At 62.4% G+C, this 18511-nt stretch carries 16 protein-coding genes and 1 pseudogene; 9 read left to right on the top strand and 8 right to left on the bottom strand.

The annotated features are described in order from the left end of the window. The first annotated feature begins 258 nt into the window (after positions 1–258). The 3 genes from Q8Q83_RS18875 to Q8Q83_RS18865 are packed head-to-tail and all read left to right on the top strand — an operon-like array spanning position 259 to position 5357. Complete coding sequence (locus Q8Q83_RS18875; protein ID WP_305625682.1) at positions 259–1860, top strand: DUF6531 domain-containing protein; 1602 nt, start codon at positions 259–261, stop codon at positions 1858–1860. A gap of 18 nt (positions 1861–1878) precedes the next feature. Next, positions 1879–4770: an RHS repeat domain-containing protein gene (locus tag Q8Q83_RS18870; protein WP_305625667.1), complete on the top strand. Its 2892-nt coding sequence runs from the start codon at positions 1879–1881 to the stop codon at positions 4768–4770. Positions 4771–4793: 23 nt separating this feature from the next. After that, positions 4794–5357 carry a tetratricopeptide repeat protein gene (locus tag Q8Q83_RS18865; protein WP_305625666.1) on the top strand — a complete coding sequence of 188 codons (564 nt, stop codon included), beginning with the start codon at positions 4794–4796 and terminating at the stop codon, positions 5355–5357. Between the two features lie 139 nt (positions 5358–5496). Here Q8Q83_RS18865 and Q8Q83_RS18860 read toward each other — a convergent pair. Then, positions 5497–6365 (bottom strand): annotated as a pseudogene (locus tag Q8Q83_RS18860) (LysR family transcriptional regulator). Positions 6366–6499: 134 nt separating this feature from the next. On the opposite strand from Q8Q83_RS18860, the gene Q8Q83_RS18855 reads away from it, so the two are divergent. From Q8Q83_RS18855 to Q8Q83_RS18840, 4 genes are all read left to right on the top strand, one after another. Further along, positions 6500–7552: an agmatine/peptidylarginine deiminase gene (locus tag Q8Q83_RS18855; RefSeq protein WP_305625665.1), complete on the top strand. Its 1053-nt coding sequence runs from the start codon at positions 6500–6502 to the stop codon at positions 7550–7552. Further along, positions 7552–8460 (top strand): N-carbamoylputrescine amidase, encoded by a 909-nt coding sequence (gene aguB / locus Q8Q83_RS18850; protein ID WP_305625664.1) that lies wholly within the window; start codon positions 7552–7554, stop codon positions 8458–8460. Before Q8Q83_RS18855 ends, aguB begins: the two co-directional genes overlap by 1 nt. Positions 8461–8462: 2 nt before the next feature. Further along, a complete protein-coding gene (locus Q8Q83_RS18845) occupies positions 8463–9560 on the top strand; it encodes an extracellular solute-binding protein (protein WP_305625663.1) in 1098 nt (365 codons plus the stop codon). A gap of 111 nt (positions 9561–9671) precedes the next feature. Continuing rightward, entirely contained in the window at positions 9672–10796 is a 1125-nt protein-coding gene (locus Q8Q83_RS18840) for an agmatine/peptidylarginine deiminase (protein ID WP_305625662.1), read from the top strand. A gap of 57 nt (positions 10797–10853) precedes the next feature. Here the strand turns inward: Q8Q83_RS18840 and Q8Q83_RS18835 are convergent, their stop codons facing one another. Together Q8Q83_RS18835 and Q8Q83_RS18830 are read right to left on the bottom strand one after the other, a co-directional pair. Continuing rightward, positions 10854–11594 carry a hypothetical protein gene (locus Q8Q83_RS18835; protein WP_305625661.1) on the bottom strand — a complete coding sequence of 247 codons (741 nt, stop codon included), beginning with the start codon at positions 11592–11594 and terminating at the stop codon, positions 10854–10856. Positions 11595–11649: 55 nt separating this feature from the next. Beyond that, positions 11650–12684, bottom strand: a complete 1035-nt coding sequence (locus Q8Q83_RS18830; protein ID WP_305625660.1) for an NAD(P)-dependent alcohol dehydrogenase — start codon at positions 12682–12684, stop codon at positions 11650–11652. 205 nt (positions 12685–12889) lie between these two features. Between Q8Q83_RS18830 and Q8Q83_RS18825 the strand changes: the two genes are divergently transcribed. Beyond that, positions 12890–13456, top strand: a complete 567-nt coding sequence (locus Q8Q83_RS18825; protein ID WP_305625681.1) for a pseudouridine synthase — start codon at positions 12890–12892, stop codon at positions 13454–13456. Positions 13457–13584: 128 nt separating this feature from the next. Here the strand turns inward: Q8Q83_RS18825 and Q8Q83_RS18820 are convergent, their stop codons facing one another. The 5 genes from Q8Q83_RS18820 to Q8Q83_RS18800 all read right to left on the bottom strand — a co-directional run bounded on the left by Q8Q83_RS18820 (position 13585) and on the right by Q8Q83_RS18800 (position 16637). Further along, positions 13585–13788: a DUF2788 domain-containing protein gene (locus Q8Q83_RS18820; RefSeq protein WP_305625659.1), complete on the bottom strand. Its 204-nt coding sequence runs from the start codon at positions 13786–13788 to the stop codon at positions 13585–13587. A 234-nt stretch (positions 13789–14022) separates the two neighbouring features. Next, entirely contained in the window at positions 14023–14502 is a 480-nt protein-coding gene (locus tag Q8Q83_RS18815; protein WP_305625658.1) for an Lrp/AsnC family transcriptional regulator, read from the bottom strand. 355 nt (positions 14503–14857) lie between these two features. Further along, positions 14858–15613: a VIT1/CCC1 transporter family protein gene (locus Q8Q83_RS18810; RefSeq protein ID WP_305625657.1), complete on the bottom strand. Its 756-nt coding sequence runs from the start codon at positions 15611–15613 to the stop codon at positions 14858–14860. A 137-nt stretch (positions 15614–15750) separates the two neighbouring features. Continuing rightward, complete coding sequence (locus tag Q8Q83_RS18805; RefSeq protein WP_305625656.1) at positions 15751–16119, bottom strand: hypothetical protein; 369 nt, start codon at positions 16117–16119, stop codon at positions 15751–15753. A gap of 98 nt (positions 16120–16217) precedes the next feature. Further along, positions 16218–16637, bottom strand: a complete 420-nt coding sequence (locus Q8Q83_RS18800) for a polyribonucleotide nucleotidyltransferase (protein ID WP_305625655.1) — start codon at positions 16635–16637, stop codon at positions 16218–16220. Positions 16638–16767: 130 nt separating this feature from the next. Here Q8Q83_RS18800 and hrpB point away from each other — a divergent pair. Continuing rightward, a partial coding sequence (gene hrpB, locus Q8Q83_RS18795) for an ATP-dependent helicase HrpB (RefSeq protein ID WP_305625654.1) occupies positions 16768–18511 on the top strand: 1744 nt, incomplete at its 3' end.

Genomic DNA, 18511 nt, shown 5'->3' with positions numbered 1-18511 from the left:
TTATGCTGCCGGGCTGGGTAGCTGGGCAATATCTTGTTCTGTATCCTGCTCAGCGCTCCGCGGCTCGATAGAGACGTTTGCCCCCATATATAAGCTCGTCAAAATTTAAAAGGAATTAAAGGTGCTCAAAGAAAACCGTGGTCTGTCCCTGAATGTCCGGCTCGTCAGAGACGCCTATCTGCTTATATGCGCTCGCCAAAATTTTAAAAGGAATTAAAGGTGTTCAAAGAAAACCGTGGTCTGTCCCTGAATATTACAATGAATCAGGCTTTGCATCTACTTCATCCGTTTGCGCTCAATAGATTATCCGAAGCGCAACAGCTCATTAATCGCAGCCTCTCCCTCACCACCTTAATACTGTCAGCAGTATTGTTCACTCAGCACGCTAAAGCTGCCGACTATTCCTGGGAGATAAGTGGTGGCACTCTTTTCAGCGCAGTTCCGTCCACTAGAGGTATTCTTTATCCCTCCCCCTCATCTGCCTGCTCTGCGGGTACCGCTGCGTACTATCAACCTCCCGTCAGCTCTGGCCATTATTGGTATGCCGCTGGGTCTACGCTTAGTTTCGAAGGAGGAACCACCGCTATCTGCTATGTGCGTCTTGAATACAAGCATCACCCTGCAACCGCAATCCTGACGCTAGCAATTTACCGTAGGGGTAATTCCTGCCCTGTAAATACACTTTACAACCCAACCACGGGAGGGTGCGCCAACGACCCAGGAAAAGGCGATCCTGGCACATGTCCAACACCTTTAAAAGCCGACCCAATAAATATCTCCAATGGCAATAGCTTTCAAACTGAAGTCGATTATCCAAAAACAGGTGCATCCACCCTACACTTTACCCGTGTTTATAACAGCCTCGATGGCCTCTGGCGGCATAACCATTCGACTTATCTACGGATTGTCGGAACTACAACTTTAAAAGTTGCCTTGGTTATGGCCCACGGCCGCGAGTCGTTCTTTACCGTCAGCGGCACGACAGTAACGGCATCGCCCGCCGAATTAGGGGTTTTGGTTAAGACAGCTGACGGCTGGCTACACACCGCCGAGAACAACGAGCGTTTCACCTTCGATACCACCGGCCGCCTGACCCGTTGGAGCAACAGCACCGGCGCTACCCAGCAACTGAGCTATGCCAACGGCACCGTTACCGTCAGCGACAACCTCGGCCGCACCCTGAGTTTTACCGAAGACTCCCAGCATCAACCGCTGACGCTCAGCACCGCTGGGCTGGCGATCCAATACGAGTACAACGCTAACCAGCGTTTGAGCAAACTCACTCGCACCCGTGACGGCCAAACTGAACAGCGGCTGTTCCATTACGAAATACCCAATAAACCCAACCTTCTGACCGGTATCACTGACGAACGCGGCGTACGCTTTACCACCTGGACCTTCGACGCCCAAGATCGGGCCACCTCCAGTGAACATGCCGGTGGCGTGGAGCACGGTGACGTGGCCTACAACGCCGATGGCTCCGCCACCGTCACCAATGAGCTGGGCAAAAGCACGGTCTACCGTTTCGTCAACATCGGCGGTATCAAGCGCGTAAGCGCCGTGGAAGGCGAGTCCTCGGCCAACTGCCCGAACAGCAACTCGACCTTCACCTACGACGAACGCGGCCTGCTAAAAACCAAGACCGACAATAAGGGCAACCTCACCACCTACGACTACAACGAGCGTGGCCTGGAAGTCAGCCGCACTGAGGCTGCTGGCACACCCCAGGCACGCACCATCACCACCGAGTGGCACCCCACGCTGTTCCTGCCGGTTACGGTCACCGAGCCCGCGCGCATTACTCGTTACACCTACGACGCGCAGGGCCGGCAGTTAAGCCAGGCCGTGACGCCACGCTGATAACAGAAGGATCTGACGATGAATCTATTTTTGCAGCGCGCGAGCCTACTATCGCTCGCGCTGGCCGGCAGCTTTGCCTGGTCGTGCGCTCAGGCGGTCGAGCGCAATTGGAGTTACACCTACAACAGCCTCGGCCTGATCGAAACTGCCAACGGCCCGCGCACCGATGTGCAGGACGTCACCACTTACGCCTATGACGCCCAGGGCCACCTGACCACGGTCACCAATGCCCTCGGCCATATCACCCAGCTGGCCAACTTCGATAGCCTGGGCAACCCGCAAAGCCTCACCGACGCCAATGGCGTGGTCACCGAGCTGACCTATAGCCCGCAAGGCTGGCTGGCCTCGGTCAGCACCGCCGGCAGCACCACCAGCTTCGAGCACGATGCCGTCGGCCTGATCACCAAGGTCACCCGTGGCGATGGCAGCTGGCTGAGTTACAGCTGGGATGGCGCGCGGCGCCTCACGGCCATCAGCAACAACCTCGGCGAAACGCTTGAATACAGCCTGGATGCCATGGGCAACCGCACCGCGCAACGGATCAAGGACGCCTCCAGCAGCCTGACCCAGCAACAAAGCTGGGTGTATGACGAACTCGGTCGCCTGCTGCGCTCGGTCGGTGCCGCCGGGCAAACCAGCGCCCAGCAGTACGACCTTAACGACAACCCCACCGTCAGCACCAACCCCAAGCAGCACAGCAACACCCAGGCCTATGACGCCCTCGACCGCCTGGTGGCCAACACCGACCCGCTGAATGGCGTCACCGCCCTGGCTTATGACGCCCAGGACAATCTGACCCAGGTGCAGGATCCGCGCGGCGTCACCACCCAGTACCAGTACGACGGCCTCGGCAACCTGACCCGGCTGATCAGCCCGGACAGCGGCACCACCACTTACAGCCATGATGCCGCCGGCAACCTGATCAGCCAGACCGACGCCAATGGTGTGGTCACCACCTACAGCTACGACGCGCTCAATCGCCTGACCGGAAAGCAGTACCCGGCCAGCCCGGCGCTTAACGTGCAGTACCACCACGACATGACCGCCGACGGCAACCATGGCATCGGTCGGCTGACCGCGGTGCAGGATGCCAGCGGCGTGCTCGGTTACCACTACGACGAGCGCGGTAACCTCACCGAGCAACTGCGCTCGGTAGCGGTCAATGGCGCGGATCAGTACGACAGCCTGGGTTATGCCTACGACGGCGCCAACCAACTGAGCCGCATCGACTACCCCCTGGGCCTGAGCATCCACTACCCCCGCAACGCCGCGGGCCAAGTCAGCCAGGTGCAGTTGCAGGTGGGCGGCGGCCAACCCAGCGCTTTCGCCAGCAACCTCAGCTACCTGCCCTTCGGCCCGCTAAAGAGCCTGACCTGGGCCAACGGCGTTAGCCTGAGCCGCAGCTTCGACCAGGACTACCGCCTGAGCGAACAAAGCGTGGCCGGCTGGAACAGCCAATACGGCTACGACGCCAACAGCAATATCACCACGCTTAACAGCAGCCTGCTGGGTAACCTTAACTACAGCTACGACGCCCTCGATCGCCTGACCGCGGAGCAGAAGGCCGACCAGCAGCAAAGCTACAGCTACGACGCCGTGGGCAATCGCACCGGCAAAACGGTCACCCCCATAGTCAATGGCGAAGCGCAGGCCGGCACCACCACGACCTACCAGTACGCCAGCACTAGCAACCGTCTAAGCCAGATCGACGCACAGGCGGTGAGCAGCGATGCAGCTGGCAATCTGACTCAGGATCGTAGTAACCGCGAACTGAGTTACGACGAACAGGGGCGACTGGTCAGCGTCAGTTTTGCGGGTAGCCTCCCAGGGATACTTGGGAAGACGGCTGGGCCGGGCAAGAGCCAGGGCAAAGGCAAGAGCGCTCAAGCCTTGGACGCGGTGCGCAGCCGCCTGTCGCAGAAAGCCGGCAGCAGCCTGGTGGAGTTCCGCTATAACGCCCTCGGCCAGCGCACCCATAAAATTAGCGCACAAGGCACCACCACCTTCCTCTACGGCCCGGATGGCCAACTGCTCGGCGAAACCCTGTTTAGCAGCGCCGGGCAGAAACTGCGCAGCCAGTTCTATATCTGGCTCGACAGCCTGCCGCTGGGTGGCGTTACGGTCAGCTACGACGCCGAAGGCTCCATCGCCAGCAGCACGCCGTTCTACTTGCATAGCGACCACCTCAACACCCCGCGCCTGGCCACCGACCATAACCAGCAAAGCGTCTGGCAATGGCAATCGGATGCCTTTGGCGTGGGCCAAGCCAGTGGCAGCCTGACGCTGAATCTGCGTTTTCCGGGGCAGTACTTCGATCAGGAAAGCGGGCTGCATTACAACTACTTCCGCGATTACGACCCGGAGACTGGGCGCTATGTCGAAAGTGATCCGATTGGGCTTAAGGGTGGGCTGAATACCTATGGGTATGTGGAAGGGAATCCGCTAACTAACACTGATCCCACAGGAGAAAATGCTGTATACGCACTGCAAAGATCATGGGCCATGGGTCAAAGTGCCGGCCAGGCGTTCAACACAACCTGGCAGGTGGTTTTTGGCCAATCACTTGGTGGGTCAATTTACGACACCTTTAATAGATCCCCAGTAGGCGCCCCAGCCCAAACTGATGATTTGAATGAAAGAGTAGATAACCCTAGTGCGACTGTACCGTGGCCAGACCGGAACAAAGGGAAGTGGACAGCCATCTGTAAGGCTGTCGATCAAAGCCCTAAGAGTTGCCCAACAGCAAGCGGTAAACAAGTCGGCTGGGGATACGGCACAGCAAATGACATGACCACGGCCAGAAAAGCCGCAGAAAAGATGGCAAAGGAAGTTTTGGGGTCTTCAAATGTTCATCATGTATCATGCAAATGTACTAGCCCCAAAGGCCAGCAAATTCCTTTGTGTCGTTAAAGTAGCCAGTACAAGAAAACACTATGAAAACCAATATTAATGAAATTGATTTCTTAATAAGTGCAATGCATCACTGCAATGATGAAACTCGATACAAAATACTGCAAGAAATTGTGACCTGTACCCTGAAGCTCCCCACAGATGACAGCGAGGGGAAAATACATTGGCTTAAGACTCGCCTCCCTAACTTCGGAGGCGAGGCAGAACTTGATGATAGCCAAACCGATAGTATGCTTCGGCTATTGCTGGAAAAGTCAGCATTAGCCGGCTGCAAAGAAGCGCAATATGATTACGGTTGTCTGCTCTATGAAGAAGGGCAATTTGAACAAGCACTTCTACTGTATTCTGATTCTGCTAAAAAAGGTTATGCCCCAGCTCAATGGTGCTACGGAGTTGATGTGCTTAATGGTAGGGGAATTAAACAAGATATTAGGAAAGGTTTGTTTTATATCGAGATGGCTGCCGCGCAACAATATCAGAATGCAGTTGAGTTTCTAGTCAACTATTACTCCCAAGAGAGCAGCGGTGTCATGCGAGATGATTTTCTCGCAGGTATGTGGAAGTCCGTATTGTCGCACCTTCCTTAAGCCTTGTAGGGCGGGTTATTGACCCGTGCGGTCGATAACTGGGTTATCGCCGTAACTGATATGTAGGTCTGATTTAAATGCGCCGCCTGTTGCATTCGGCGGGTCGCGACCCGCCCTACAAAAGCAGCGTGCTACTCGGTTAGCCCGCCGCACTGCTGACCAGCGCCGCTTCGAGCCAGCGGCAGAAGCTGCGGGTCAGCGCATCGTTTTCGCTGTCGCGGTGGATCAGCCAGGCCCAGTTGGGGCCGCGGATGGTTTGCGCCACCAGGGGCTGCAACAGCCCATCGCGGCGCGCCTGGGCGGCCAGCAACTGGCTGACCAGGGCGATGCCCAGGGCTTGGCTGGCCGCATCCAGGAGCAGGCCGGGGTCGGAGAAGTTCAGCCCCTGGCTGTGCTGGCCGATATCCGCACCGCCCTGTACCTGCCAATGGCTCCAATCCATCTCCCGTTCGCCGTGCAGGGTGGTGCGTTCGGCTGCGCTTAGTTGCAGCTGGCTGGGTGACCGGCCGGGTACAGGCGATCCTCCAGCAGCACGCGAAAGCTGCATTCGGCTTGGGCGGTAAGGTCGTCGCGTACCGCGATATCGATGGTCTGGGTGGCCATGTCCGGGGTTTCGTCGCTGGTCAGCAGCCACAGGTCGATCTGCGGGTGCAGGCGGTGGAATTCGCCCAGGCGCGGCACCAGCCAGTGGCGGGCGAAGGCCGGGCTGGTGTTGACCACCAGTTGATTGGGCTTGCGGTACTGCTCCAGGCGGCGAATGCCCACGGCCAGTTGCTGCAGCAGCGCCTGGGTGGTGCTGAGCAGGTCATGCCCGGCATCGCTGAGGCTGACGCTACGGCCGCTGCGGTAGAACAGCGGCTGTTCGAGGAAGCTTTCCAGGCTGCGGATCTGCTGGCTGATCGCCGACTGGGTGAGGTGCAGCTCCTCGGCGGCCTTGTGGAAACTGCCCAGACGGGCGGCGGCTTCGAAGCCGCGCAGGGCGTTGAGCGGAGGCCAATGCTTTAACATTATTGATAAGTCCTGCTAATCAGAATTACGCAAAATCTATCGTTTGTTGCGCCATTTTTACAGGCCTAGCATGCAAGTCATCACCGCATTCGCGGTTTTCAGTGATAACAAAGACTTAACTGAAAGGATCTTGTATGCAGCAGAACGATATCGCCAACGCTGGCTGGATGATGCCCGCCGAATGGGTGCAGCACGCCGCTACCTGGATGGTCTGGCCGCATAACCAGGCGCTGTGGGAGTCCACCTGGGGCGTGACCCTGGCCGAGGTGCAGGTCGATTTCGCCCGGGTGGCTAACGCCATCGCCCGCTTCGAGCCGGTGAAGATGGTGGTCGATCCCTCGGCCGTGGCCCGTGCCCGGGAACTGTGTGGGGCGAATATCGAGTTGATCGAGCTGGCGGTCAACGACAGCTGGTGCCGCGACTCCGGGCCGAGCTTTGTCTGCCACCCGCAGCTGGGCGTGGCCGGGGTCAGCTGGCGTTTCAATGCCTGGGGCGGCAAGTCGGCTCATGAGCTGGACGAGGGCCTGGGGCGGCGCATCCTCAACGGCCTGGGCCTGGAGTGCTTCGGCACGCCGCTGGCCAACGAAGGCGGCGCCATCCATGTGGACGGCGAGGGTACGCTGATCACCACCGAATCGGTGCTGCTCAATGCCAACCGCAACCCGGGGATAAGCAAGGCCGATATGGAGGAAATCTTTACCCGCCTGCTCGGGGTGCGGAAAACCATCTGGCTGCCGGGCGATCCGGACTATGTCACCGGCGATATGACCGACGGCCATGTCGATGGCGTCTGCGCCTTCGCCCGTCCCGGCGCGCTGCTGGTGGATGCTACCCATGACCAGTCCTCGGTGTATGCCGAGGTGGTGCGCGAGAACCGTCGCGCCCTGGAGCTGGCCACCGATGCCCGTGGCCGCCGCTTCGAGCTGCTCGAGCTGTACGAGGCCAGCGCTGCGGTGGACAGCGACGCCGAGGTGTTCTGCGCCTCCTACACCAACTTCTATATCGCCAACGGCGCCATCATCATGCCGGCCTACGGCATCGCCGCCGACGAGGAAGCGGCGGCGACCCTGCGCATGGCTTTCCCCGGTCGCGAAGTGGTGCCGGTGCGCATCAACCAGTTGGCCCATGGCGGCGGCGGGGTGCATTGCATCACCCAGCAGCAGCCGGCCTGGCCAGTGTGGGGTTGATGAGCATGCTGAACGTCGCCACCACCCAGTTCGCCTGCAGCTGGGACCTGGAGCACAACCTCGACCAGGCCGAGCTACTGGTACGTGAAGCCGCCGCCAAGGGCGCGCAGCTGATCCTGTTGCAGGAGCTGTTCGCCACCCCCTATTTCTGCATCGAGCAGAACCACAAGCACCTGGCGTTGGCCGAGGAATATGGCCAGAGCCGCGTGCTCAAGCGCTTCGCCGCCCTGGCCCGGGAGCTGGGCGTGGTGCTGCCGCTGTCCTGGTTCGAGAAGGCCGGTAATGCCTACTTCAACTCGCTGGCAGTGGCCGATGCCGATGGCCGCCTGCTCGGGGTGTATCGCAAAACCCATATCCCCAACGCCATCGGTTACCAGGAGAAGGAATACTTCAGCCCCGGCGACAGCGGTTTCCGCGTCTGGGATACGGCGTTCGGCCGCATCGGCGTGGCCATCTGCTGGGACCAGTGGTTTCCCGAGACCGCGCGCTGCCTGGCGCTGCAAGGTGCCGAAGTGCTGCTATTTCCCACCGCCATCGGCTCCGAGCCGGGCGCCGCGGCGCTGGATTCGCGCGACCACTGGCAGCTCACCCAGCGCGGCCATGCCGCCGCCAATATAGTCCCGGTGATCGCCGCCAACCGCGTCGGCCGTGAGGTGGCCAGCGGCGATCCGGCCTTGCAGATGAGCTTCTACGGCTCGTCCTTTATCACCGATCACAAGGGCAAGCTGCTGGCCGAGGCCGACCGCGACAGCACGGGCGTGCTGGTGCGCTCGCTGGACCTCGACACCATGCGCGAGGAACGCCTGAGCTGGGGCATCTACCGCGACCGCCGCCCGGAAATGTACGGCCCGCTGCTAAGCCTGGATGGCCAACAAGTCCACGCTCACTGGAACAACCGAGGAGTCTGACGATGAATGCCAACAACCCACTGCTGATCGCTGCACTGGCGCTGTGTTGCGCCCAGGCCTCGGCCGCCACCGAGGAAAAGACCCTGAGGTTGTTTAACTGGGCCGATTACTTCGCCGCCGACACCATCAGCCAGTTCACCGCCGAGACCGGCATCCGGGTGATCTACGACCAGATGGACAGCAGCGAGACCCTGGAAGCCAAGCTGATGGCCGGTAACAGCGGCTATGACCTGATCTTTCCCGGCGATACCGTGGCCGAACGCCTGATGCGCGCCGGCAGCCTGCAACGCCTGGACAAGGCCAGGTTCGAACACCTGGACGAGATCGAGCCGGGCCTGCAGCGTTTGCAGACCCAATACCCATATTCGCGGCACGCCACGGTGCCCTACACCTGGGGCAGCATCGGCATCACCTACAACCGCGAAGCGATCGACAAGCGCCTGACCAATGCCCCGGTCAACAGCCTGGACCTGCTGTTCAAACCGGAGAACGCCGCGCGTTTCGCCGACTGCGGCATCTCCATGATCGATTCGCCGGACGAGGTGCTGGCGGTGGCGCTCAACTACCTCGGCCGTGAACCGCGCAGCGGCAAGGCCGCTGACCTGGAGGCGGCGGTCGCGCTGCTGATGGGGATCAAGCCCTATATCCGCAAGTTCCAGTCGCAGCCGGTGACCCAGTTGGTCAATGGTGACCTGTGCCTGTCGCTCGGTTACAGCGGCGATATGACCCAGGCGCAGCGGGCCGCGGATGAGGCCGGCAAGGCCATGGACTTCGAGTACCGCATCCCGCGCGAGGGCACCACGGTGTGGATGGACAATATGGCCATCCCGGTGGACGCCAAGCACCCGGAGTACGCCTACGCCTTTATCAACTTCGTTATGCGTCCGGCCAATATGGCGGCGATCAGCAACTTCACCGGCTACCCGACCTCCAGCGCCGCGGCGCGCCCGCTGGTCGATGCCGATATGCGCAACAACCCGGATATCTATGTGGACGACGCCACCTACGCGCGGCTGATTCCCGGCAAGGACATCCCGCAGCGCGATATGCGCGCGCGCATGCGTGCCTGGACCAAATTCAAGACCGCCGCTCACGACTGATCTGCAGGCCGCTGTCTGCGGGTAGCGGCCGCAGCCACCTAGATCTGCCAACTGCCGCGCCAGCCGGCGCGGGGTCGCCGAAAGCCACAGAACAACAAGAGAGAGCCATCCATGTCTACGCGTCGTGACTTTATCAAACAGTTTTCCGTTGTCGCCGGCCTCGGTGCGCTGGCCAGTGCGGGCCTGGGGATGAACGCCCCACGGGTACGGGCGGCCCTCGCCAGCAGTTGGCATATGCCCGACGAGCATGCGCCGCAGGAACGGATATTCCTGGCCTTTGCCGCTTCCACGGCCGTCTGGGAGGACTGGGCCAGCCCGGTGAATAACTGCATTGCCCTGCTGGCCAAGACCATCGCCAAATATCAGCCGGTCACGGTGCTGTGCCGCTCCAACCAGCTGGCGCTGGCCAAGAGCAAATGTGGCACCAGCAACATCAAGTTTCTGACCATGCCGCTGGACGACATCTGGATGCGCGACTACGGCGGCTGCTTCGTGGTGGATGGCCAGGGCGGGCGCGGCCTGGTGGATTTCAACTTCAACGGCTGGGGCAACAAGCAGCGCTCCAGCAATGACACCCAGGTGGCCGATGCGCTCAGCTATGAGGCCTATGCCAGCTATATCGCCAGCCAGCTGACCGGCGAGGGCGGCGGCATCGAGGTGGATGGCCACGGCACCGCGATCATGACCGAGAGCTGCTGGGTCAACGACAACCGCAACCCGGGTATGAGCCGCGCGCAGATCGAGGCCGAGCTGAAGGCCAATTTGGGCCTGCGCAAGATCATCTGGCTGCCGGGGATCAAGGGCAAGGACATCACCGATGCCCACGTCGACTTCTACGCGCGCTTCGTCAGCCCCGGCGTGGTGATCGCCAACCTGGACAACGACCCCAAGTCCTACGACTACGCGGTGACCCGTACCCACCTGGAGATTCTCAAGAACGCCACCGACGCCGATGGCACCAAGCTGGTGGTGCACACCCTGCCGCCACCCCTGAAGAAGCGCAGCAACGTCTACACCCAGAACAACCCGGACTTCGCCCCGGGTTATATCAACTACCTGCCGATCAATGGCGCGGTGATAGCCCCGCAGTTTGGCGATGCGGCGGCCGACCAGTACTGCAAGGAGCTGCTGACCAAGCTGTATCCGGGCCGCGCCATAGTGCAGGTAAATATCGACCCGATTGCCGCCGGCGGTGGCGGTATCCATTGCGTGACCAAGAATATGCCGTTGCTGTGATCCGCAAGGCCAGGGCGGGGGCATCGGTCTCTGCCTGGTGGGCAGTGCGGTCTGTGCTCAATAGCGCATTAGCAACGGCTGGTAACCGAACAGCGCATTGAGGTGATGCAGATAGGCGTGCTGGCCGTCCTCGCGCCAGATTTCGTCGATCTCCTGCTGGATGCGCTGAAAGCGCTTTATCTGAGCGGCGCTGTCGTTGTCTTCGAGGGGGATGTCGCGCCCCACTTCCTCGATCAGCGCCAGCCAGTGGGCGCTGACGCCCATGCTGAAGTAGGGCCAGGTCTTCTGCAGGCGCGGGTCCCAGCTGGGGTCGCTGCTGGCTTCGATGGCGCTCTGGTCCTGATCGGGCGGCCCGCAGGGGGTGAGCAGCTGGTTGAGCTGTTGGGATGCCAGCAGCTCGGCCGTCAGTGGATGCCCCTGCAATTCGGCGAACAGTGATTTGGCAGTGCTGGCGTCGCTGTAGAACAGCAGGCTGAACTGATGGCCGACGGCATCCTCGGTGGCACGGCGGTGGAAGCGCCAGAGCGGGATCTGTGCGGCGTGGCGGCGCAGTGCAGGCGCCGCCACCTGTTCGGCCAGCAAGGCGTCCAGGCTCCAGCGCGGTTGCTGCTCATCATCGAACGGCAGGCGAAAACAGGCGCGCCACCAGCGTTGCTCCTGATTACTGGCAGGCTCGAGGGTGTTGGCGTTTGGCAATGCCGCCGGCGGCTGTCGAGCCGGCAGGCTGCAGCCCGCAAGCAGCAAGGAGAGCAGTATGCAGCGAGTGATTTGGCCTAGGGTGCAAACGGTTGGACGCATCGGACTCTCCCTGGCTGGGTTGCCTAGGGTGCGCATGGCGCACCCTGGCCGTAGCTTATTGGCTGGCGTCCAGCACCACCCGGTAGCGCGCCTTGCCGGCACGCAGGTGGGCGATGGCGTCGTTGACGCGGCTCATGGGGAAGTGCTCGACCTGCGGCAGAATCTGATGGCGCGCGCAGAACTCCAGCATGGTCGCCATATTGGCCGGCGAACCCACTGGCGAGCCGGACAGGCTGCGCTGGCGCGGGATCAGGTTGAACACATGCACCGGAATCGCGCTGGGCACTATGCCAACGAAGTGCAGGCGGCCCTTGCCGGCCAGGGTGCCGAGCATGGCGTTCCAGTCCAGGTCGGCGCTGGCGGTGACCAGAAGGAAATCCAGGCTGCCGGCTATGGCTTTCAGCGCCGCGCTATCGGTGGAAGCCACCACCTTGTGCGCGCCCAGGCGCTTGGCTTCGTCCTGTTTGTTCAGCGATGAAGTGAAGGCGGTGACTTCGCAGCCCCAGGCATTCAGAAAGCCCAGGGCCAGGTGGCCGAGGCCGCCGATGCCGACCACGCCGACTCGGTCTGTGGGCTTCACGTTGAAATCCAGCAGCGGGCTGAACACCGTGGAGCCTGCGCAGAACAGCGGGCCAACCAGCGCCGGGTCGAGGCCGTCCGGCAGCGGCACGGTCCAGGCCCAGTGGCTACGCAGGCGATCGGCGAAGCCGCCGTTGCTGCCGACTATGGTGGGTTTCACCGTACCGCATAGCTGGTGCGAACCTTCCATGCAGGAGCCGCAGTGCATGCAGCTGCCCTTGTACCAGCCGATGCCGACCCGTTGACCGAGTTTCAGGCCGCGCGCCTGCGGGCCCAGGCGCACCACTGTGCCCACCACTTCATGGCCGGGGATAAAGGGGTAGCGCGCATTGCCCCATTCGTTGTCGATCATCGACTGGTCGGAGTGGCAGATGCCGCAGTATTCCACCGCCACTTCGACTTCCTCGGCGCCCAGAGGGCCGGGGTCATAGCTGTGCGGTTCGAGGGGCGCGCCGGGGGCCTTGGCGGCCCAGCCGGTAAAGGTATCGACTAGGGATTCGGACGAACTCATGGCAATAAGCCTCGGGGCTGAGAACAGGACCTAGGCAGCATAGCTGCACCCATCCGCTAAATGCCTGTTGATCACTCAGCCTGATAGTCCAACCTTGGCCTCGGTTACACTGGCCGCCCCGCAAGCTGCTACCGGATCATCCATGTCGCGTCCGCCTCGTCCTGCTACCCCTCGTCCGCACAGCGGCAAGCCTGCCGTGCGCCGGATGGCCAAGGCGGCGCCGGCCGCGCCGCGCCTGCTGTTGCTGAATAAGCCTTTCGATGTGCTGACCCAGTTCAATGACGAGCAAGGCCGCGCCACCCTTAAGGATTTTGTCAGCGTTCCCGGGGTGTACCCCGCCGGGCGCCTGGATCGCGACAGCGAAGGCCTGCTGCTGCTGACCAATGACGGCGGCCTGCAGGCGCGCATCGCCGACCCCAAGCACAAGCTGACGAAAACCTACTGGGTACAGGTGGAGGGCGAACCGAGCGAAACCCAGCTGCAGCAGCTGCGCGAGGGCGTGCAGTTGAATGACGGGCCGACCCTGCCGGCCGAGGCACGGCTGCTGGAGGAGCCGCAGCTGTGGCCGCGCAACCCGCCGGTACGCTTTCGCAAGAGCGTGCCGACGGCCTGGCTGGAACTGGTGATCCGCGAGGGGCGTAACCGTCAGGTCAGGCGCATGACCGCCGCCGTCGGCCTGCCGACCCTGCGCCTGGTGCGCGTGCGCATCGGCCCCTGGAGCCTGGAGGGCTTGCAGCCGGGCGAGTGGAAAGAGGTCGAGGCGCGTCTGTAGGATGGGTTGAGCGTAGCGATACCCATGCGGAGCATGAAGAGTGATGGGTATCGCCAGCTCAACCCATCCTACGCAGCTGCGTCATTCGTCGGGGCAGGCAGCCCAGAGCGGATGGCCAGAGGCTTGGCTTACAGGCCTTCGAGCCCGGCGATCACCAGAGTCTTGATCAGAAAACCCAGCACGCCCAGGCCCAGGGCGAGAAACAGGATCATGCTGCCGAAGCGCCCGGCTTTGGATTTTTTCGCCAGGTCCCAGACGATAAACGCCATAAACAGCACCAGGCCGCCGACCAGCACGGTCATCATCAATTCTTCGAACACTTCCGGTTGCATCTCGACCTCAGGTGGCGGCCAGTGGGCTGTGCCCCTGGCGTGAGTCTGGCGAGCTGGGGGTCGCCTGTGGATTCGGCCCGCAAACAGTCGTAGCCCGGATGCAATCCGGGAGGCTGTCCCCCGGATTGCATCCGGGCTACCAAGTGACGGGTGCGACAGGGGGCAGCAAAACGCCGGCGATTATACGCCAGCCCCGGCGTTGTCAGCGACCGCCGGTAAGCGCTGGCGCAGCCATCAGCTGCGCAGATGCTGCAACGGCAGCTGGGTGCTGGACAGTATCTGCTGCAGCACGAAGCTGGAGCGCACGCTGGAAACCCCTTCGATACGGGTCAGGGTGCCGAGCAGGAATTTCTGGTAGTGATCCATGTCCGGCACCACCACCTTGAGCTGGTAGTCCGCGTCCATGCCGGTGACCAGGCTGCACTCCAGCACCTCGGGGCATTTGCGGATCATCTCCTGGAAGTGCTCGAAACGCTCCGGGGTGTGTTTGTCCATGCCGATCAGCACATAGGCGGTGAGGGTCAGGCCCAGTTGCTTGCGGTCGAGCAGGGCCACCTGGCCGAGGATATAGCCGTCGTCTTCTAGTTGCTTGACCCGCCGCGAGCAGGGCGAGGGCGACAGGCCGATGCGCTCGGCCAGCTCCTGGTTGGACAGGCTGGCGTCGCGTTGCAATTCGGCGAGGATATTCAGGTCGTAGCGATCAAGTTTGTTCATCTTGGTCAGACTTTATAGTTACATTGCTGTAAAGCATGCTCCTGTAGCTATTAATTGCGCAATGGATGGTTTTGTTAGCAATCTTCGCAATATTTTTCTGCGCCTGTTGGCCTAAGCTTTACCTCAGTTTCAAGGCCCGGACGACAAGTCCAGCCGCCTCACCCAACCAGGTGAGCGGTAGCCGCCGATCTCACCGGATCGTCACGGCACCCGGGTCCGCACTGCCCAACCAGGCGAGCGAAGAAAAGGCGTTACCGACGCCAGAATAAGGGACATGCAAAAAGGGGAGGCCGCAAGGTCTCCCCTTTTTGTTGCTGGCAATCTATATGTGCCGCCGGCTAAACCTGTTTGGCATTTATCCGATGGCAAATATATGGCGCAGGACATAACCGGTCAGATAGGCCAGAGTGGCCGCCGTGCCGCCGGTGAGTAAGGTGCTTAAGCCGGAGCGCAGCAGCGGTTGGGCAAACACCAGGCTCTTCAACATGCCGATGGAAAAGAACACGGTCGCCGCTAGGATCGTGCTGAAGAGAAATTGCCGCGCAAGGCCCAGGGTGCTGAAAAACAGCGGCAACAAGGGGATGGCCCCGGCCAGCAGAAAGGCCGTGAAGGTCGCGCTGGCTGAGCGGATGGGGTCCAGGTTGATAGGCTGCAGGCCGTGTTCTTCGATCAGCATGGTTTCAACCCAGAGCTGGCGGTCTTGGCTGATCGTACGGACTATGGCTTCGAGAATCTCGCCGCTGAAACCCTTGCGGTAGAACACCTGGCGGATCTCCTCGAGTTCTCCGTCGGGCACTCGGTCGATGTGTTCCTCTTCCATGCGCCTGACTTTCTCGCGGAATTCACGTTGCGCCTTGATCGCCTCGTAATTGCTCACGGCCATGCTGAAGCCATCGGCAAACAGATTGGCGAAGCCCATGATCAGCGCCACAGGTGCCGAGAATCCTGCCCCGACCGCGCCGGCGACTATGGCGAAGGTGGTGACGCAGCCATCTATGCCACCGAGCACGGCGTCGGAAATGATTTGCGGCTTGTGTTTACTGTCCAGGCGCTTTTCGATCGCGTCGGGCTGGTGCTCGCGATAAAGGGTTTCGAGACTGGTCTTCTTCATGACGCGCGTCCGCTGAGCAGGAATGCCTGTTCAGCATATGCGCGAAATCGCGTTCGGCCGAATTGTGCTGCTGCGTATGCTGCGCCGTCCAGCCGCGAGTCGGTCGGGATGCGCCACGGGCTTGAGCCAACAGCCGCTCAGTCAGCGCATTTTAAATCGCCTTGGAGGCGGGCCGAGCCGATGGTGAGCCAAGCATGATCACCCGTACCGGCCAGGGTGAAGGACGGGGGCAGAGCAGGGTCCTCCGGGTTACGGAACGCTAGGCTGACGCTTCGAGCCTTTTGACTGAAATGTTTAAGATCCGCCGGTGGGAGCGGAGTGCGTTGGCCGGCGCGGAACGTCGTCGAGCTAAAGACCAGCATCGGCTTGGTATCGCTGTAGCCGATAAACTCGAGCTCGTAGTAGTGAGATGTTTTGCCGGTCGAGAAGATACAAGCGGTTTGCGAGGCAAGAACCGGCTGGGCCACCAGGGTCAACAGCATTACCGCAGAAGCGAACTTGTGCATGGGGCCTAATGTTGGATTCACCGGGGCTATGCCACAAAGGTAGCCCAGAAGCGCGCCCTGGGTAGAGTTTGCCGGCGTGCTGCTGGGCCAGGCGGGCGTCAGGCCGCAGGGCGCAAGCCGAAGGCCGCCAGTTGCTCGACGCTGCCGCTGTGGCGGATCAGGCGGGGGTCATCCAGGGGCAGGCTGTGGCCGGTTTGCACTTGGATCAGCGCCTTGAGCTTGCTCGGGTCGATCTGGCCGTCGGCATCCACCAGGTTGTGCAGGTCCGCGGGGTTGACCTGGGAGGTCACGCCGCCCGGCAGGTAGATGGCGCCGGTGGCGAAGTCGATGCCGAAGGCGATCAGGCCGGGGATCACGTAGAACAGGATGCCGATGGCGTTAAGTCCCGCGACCACCGGGTCGATACGGCCTTCGATCTGGCCGCGGCGATCCGGGAAGAACAGGGTGCCGCAGGCGGTCAGCTGGGTGAACAGGGTGGCGGCGAGAATGCCGCCGATAACGCGCTTATAGGTGGGCATTGAGCATCTCCTGAGAAAAACTGGCGCAACTATAACAATCCCGACATGGCAATAGCGCTACGTCCTAGTTAAGACCGCGCAAATAGGCCACAGGTTCGTCGCTATAATCGCCTCCCCGATTGGAGCCGCCATGAATTCCCTGCCTATCGACGTCCTTCTGCCCGCCCTGCGCGAGGCGCTCGCCAGCCGCCATGAGGCGGTATTGGAGGCGCCTCCCGGTGCCGGCAAGACCACCCGCGTGCCCCTGGCGCTGCTGGATCAGCCCTGGCTGGCCGGGCAGTCGATCATCATGCTCGAGCCGCGCCGCCTGGCCGCGCGGGCGGCGGCCGAACGCCTGGCCAGCGAACTGGGCGAGGCGGTGGGGGAGACCGTGGGCTACCGCATCCGCCTGGACAGCAAGGTCGGCCCGCGCACCCGTATCGAGGTGGTCACCGAGGGCATCCTCGCCCGCCGCCTGCAGGATGATCCGGCGCTGGAAGGCGTCGGCCTGGTGATCTTCGACGAATTCCACGAGCGCAGCCTGGATGCCGACCTGGCCCTGGCCCTGTGCCTCAACGGCCGGGACATGTTTCGCGGCGACGACTCCGGCGAGCCGCCACTTAAGGTGCTGTTGATGTCGGCGACCCTGGAAGGCGAGCGCCTGGCCGGCCTGCTGGGCGACGCGCCGGTGCTGCGCAGCGAAGGGCGCCTGTTCCCGGTCGACATGCGCTGGGGCGCGCCGTACCAGCTGGGCGACTGGGTAGAGCCGCGGGTGGTGCAGACGGTGTTGCAAGCGCTGGCCGACGAGCCGGGCAGCCTGCTGGTGTTTCTGCCGGGGCAGGCGGAGATTCGCCGGGTCAACGAACAGCTGGCCGAAGCCCTGGCCGGACGTAGCGAGATTCTGCTGTGTCCGCTGCATGGCGAGCTGGACCTCAGCGCCCAGCGCGCCGCCATCGAGCCAGCGCCGGCGGGCCTGCGCAAGGTGGTGCTGGCCACCAATATCGCCGAAACCAGCCTGACCATCGATGGCGTGCGGGTGGTGATAGATGCCGGCCTGGCGCGGGTGCCGCGCTTCGACCCGAACAGCGGCATGACCCGCCTGGACACCCAGCGCATTTCCCGCGCCTCGGCCACCCAGCGCGCCGGGCGGGCCGGGCGCTTGCAGCCGGGCGCCTGCTACCGACTGTGGTCGCAGGCCCAGCATGAGCAGCTGGCGGCCTATGCCACGGCGGAAATCCTCCAGGCCGACCTGGCCGGCCTGGCCCTGCAGCTGGTGCGCTGGGGCGTGCAGCCTGCCGAGTTGGTCTGGCTCGATCCGCCGCCGGCCGCCGCCTATGCTCAGGCCCTGGACCTGCTGGCGCGCCTCGGCGCGGTCGACGCTCAGGGCGGCCTGACGGCCCATGGCCAGGCCATGGTCGAGCTGCCGACCCATCCGCGCATCGCCCATCTGCTCTTGCGCGGCCAGGAGCTGGGCCTGGGCGCGCTGGCCTGTGATCTGGCCGCGCTGCTCGGCGAACGCGACATTCTGCGCGGCGGCCAGCATGGTATGGGGGCCGATCTGCACAGCCGCCTGGCCCTGCTTTCCGGCGAGTCGCGGGCCGCCCGTGGCGCCCAGGGCGGGGTGCAGCGCGCGCGGCAACTGGCCAAGCAGTTTCAGGGCTATCTTAGGCGCCGGCCCATCGCGAACGCCGTGAGCGATCCCGAACATCCGCGCTGGCTGGGCGCCCTGCTGGCGTTCGCCTATCCGGACCGCATCGCCCAGCAGCGCCGCGAGGGTGGCGCCGAATATCGCCTGGCCAATGGCCGCGCGGCGCTGTTTGCCGAGGTGGATGCGCTGATGAAGCATGCCTGGCTGGTGGTGGCCGATCTGGGCAGCCGCCAGGGCCAGCGCGAGG

This window comes from Pseudomonas sp. (assembly GCF_030696055.1).
Lineage (GTDB): Bacteria > Pseudomonadota > Gammaproteobacteria > Pseudomonadales > Pseudomonadaceae > Aquipseudomonas.
This window is presented reverse-complemented; position numbering and strand designations above follow the sequence as displayed.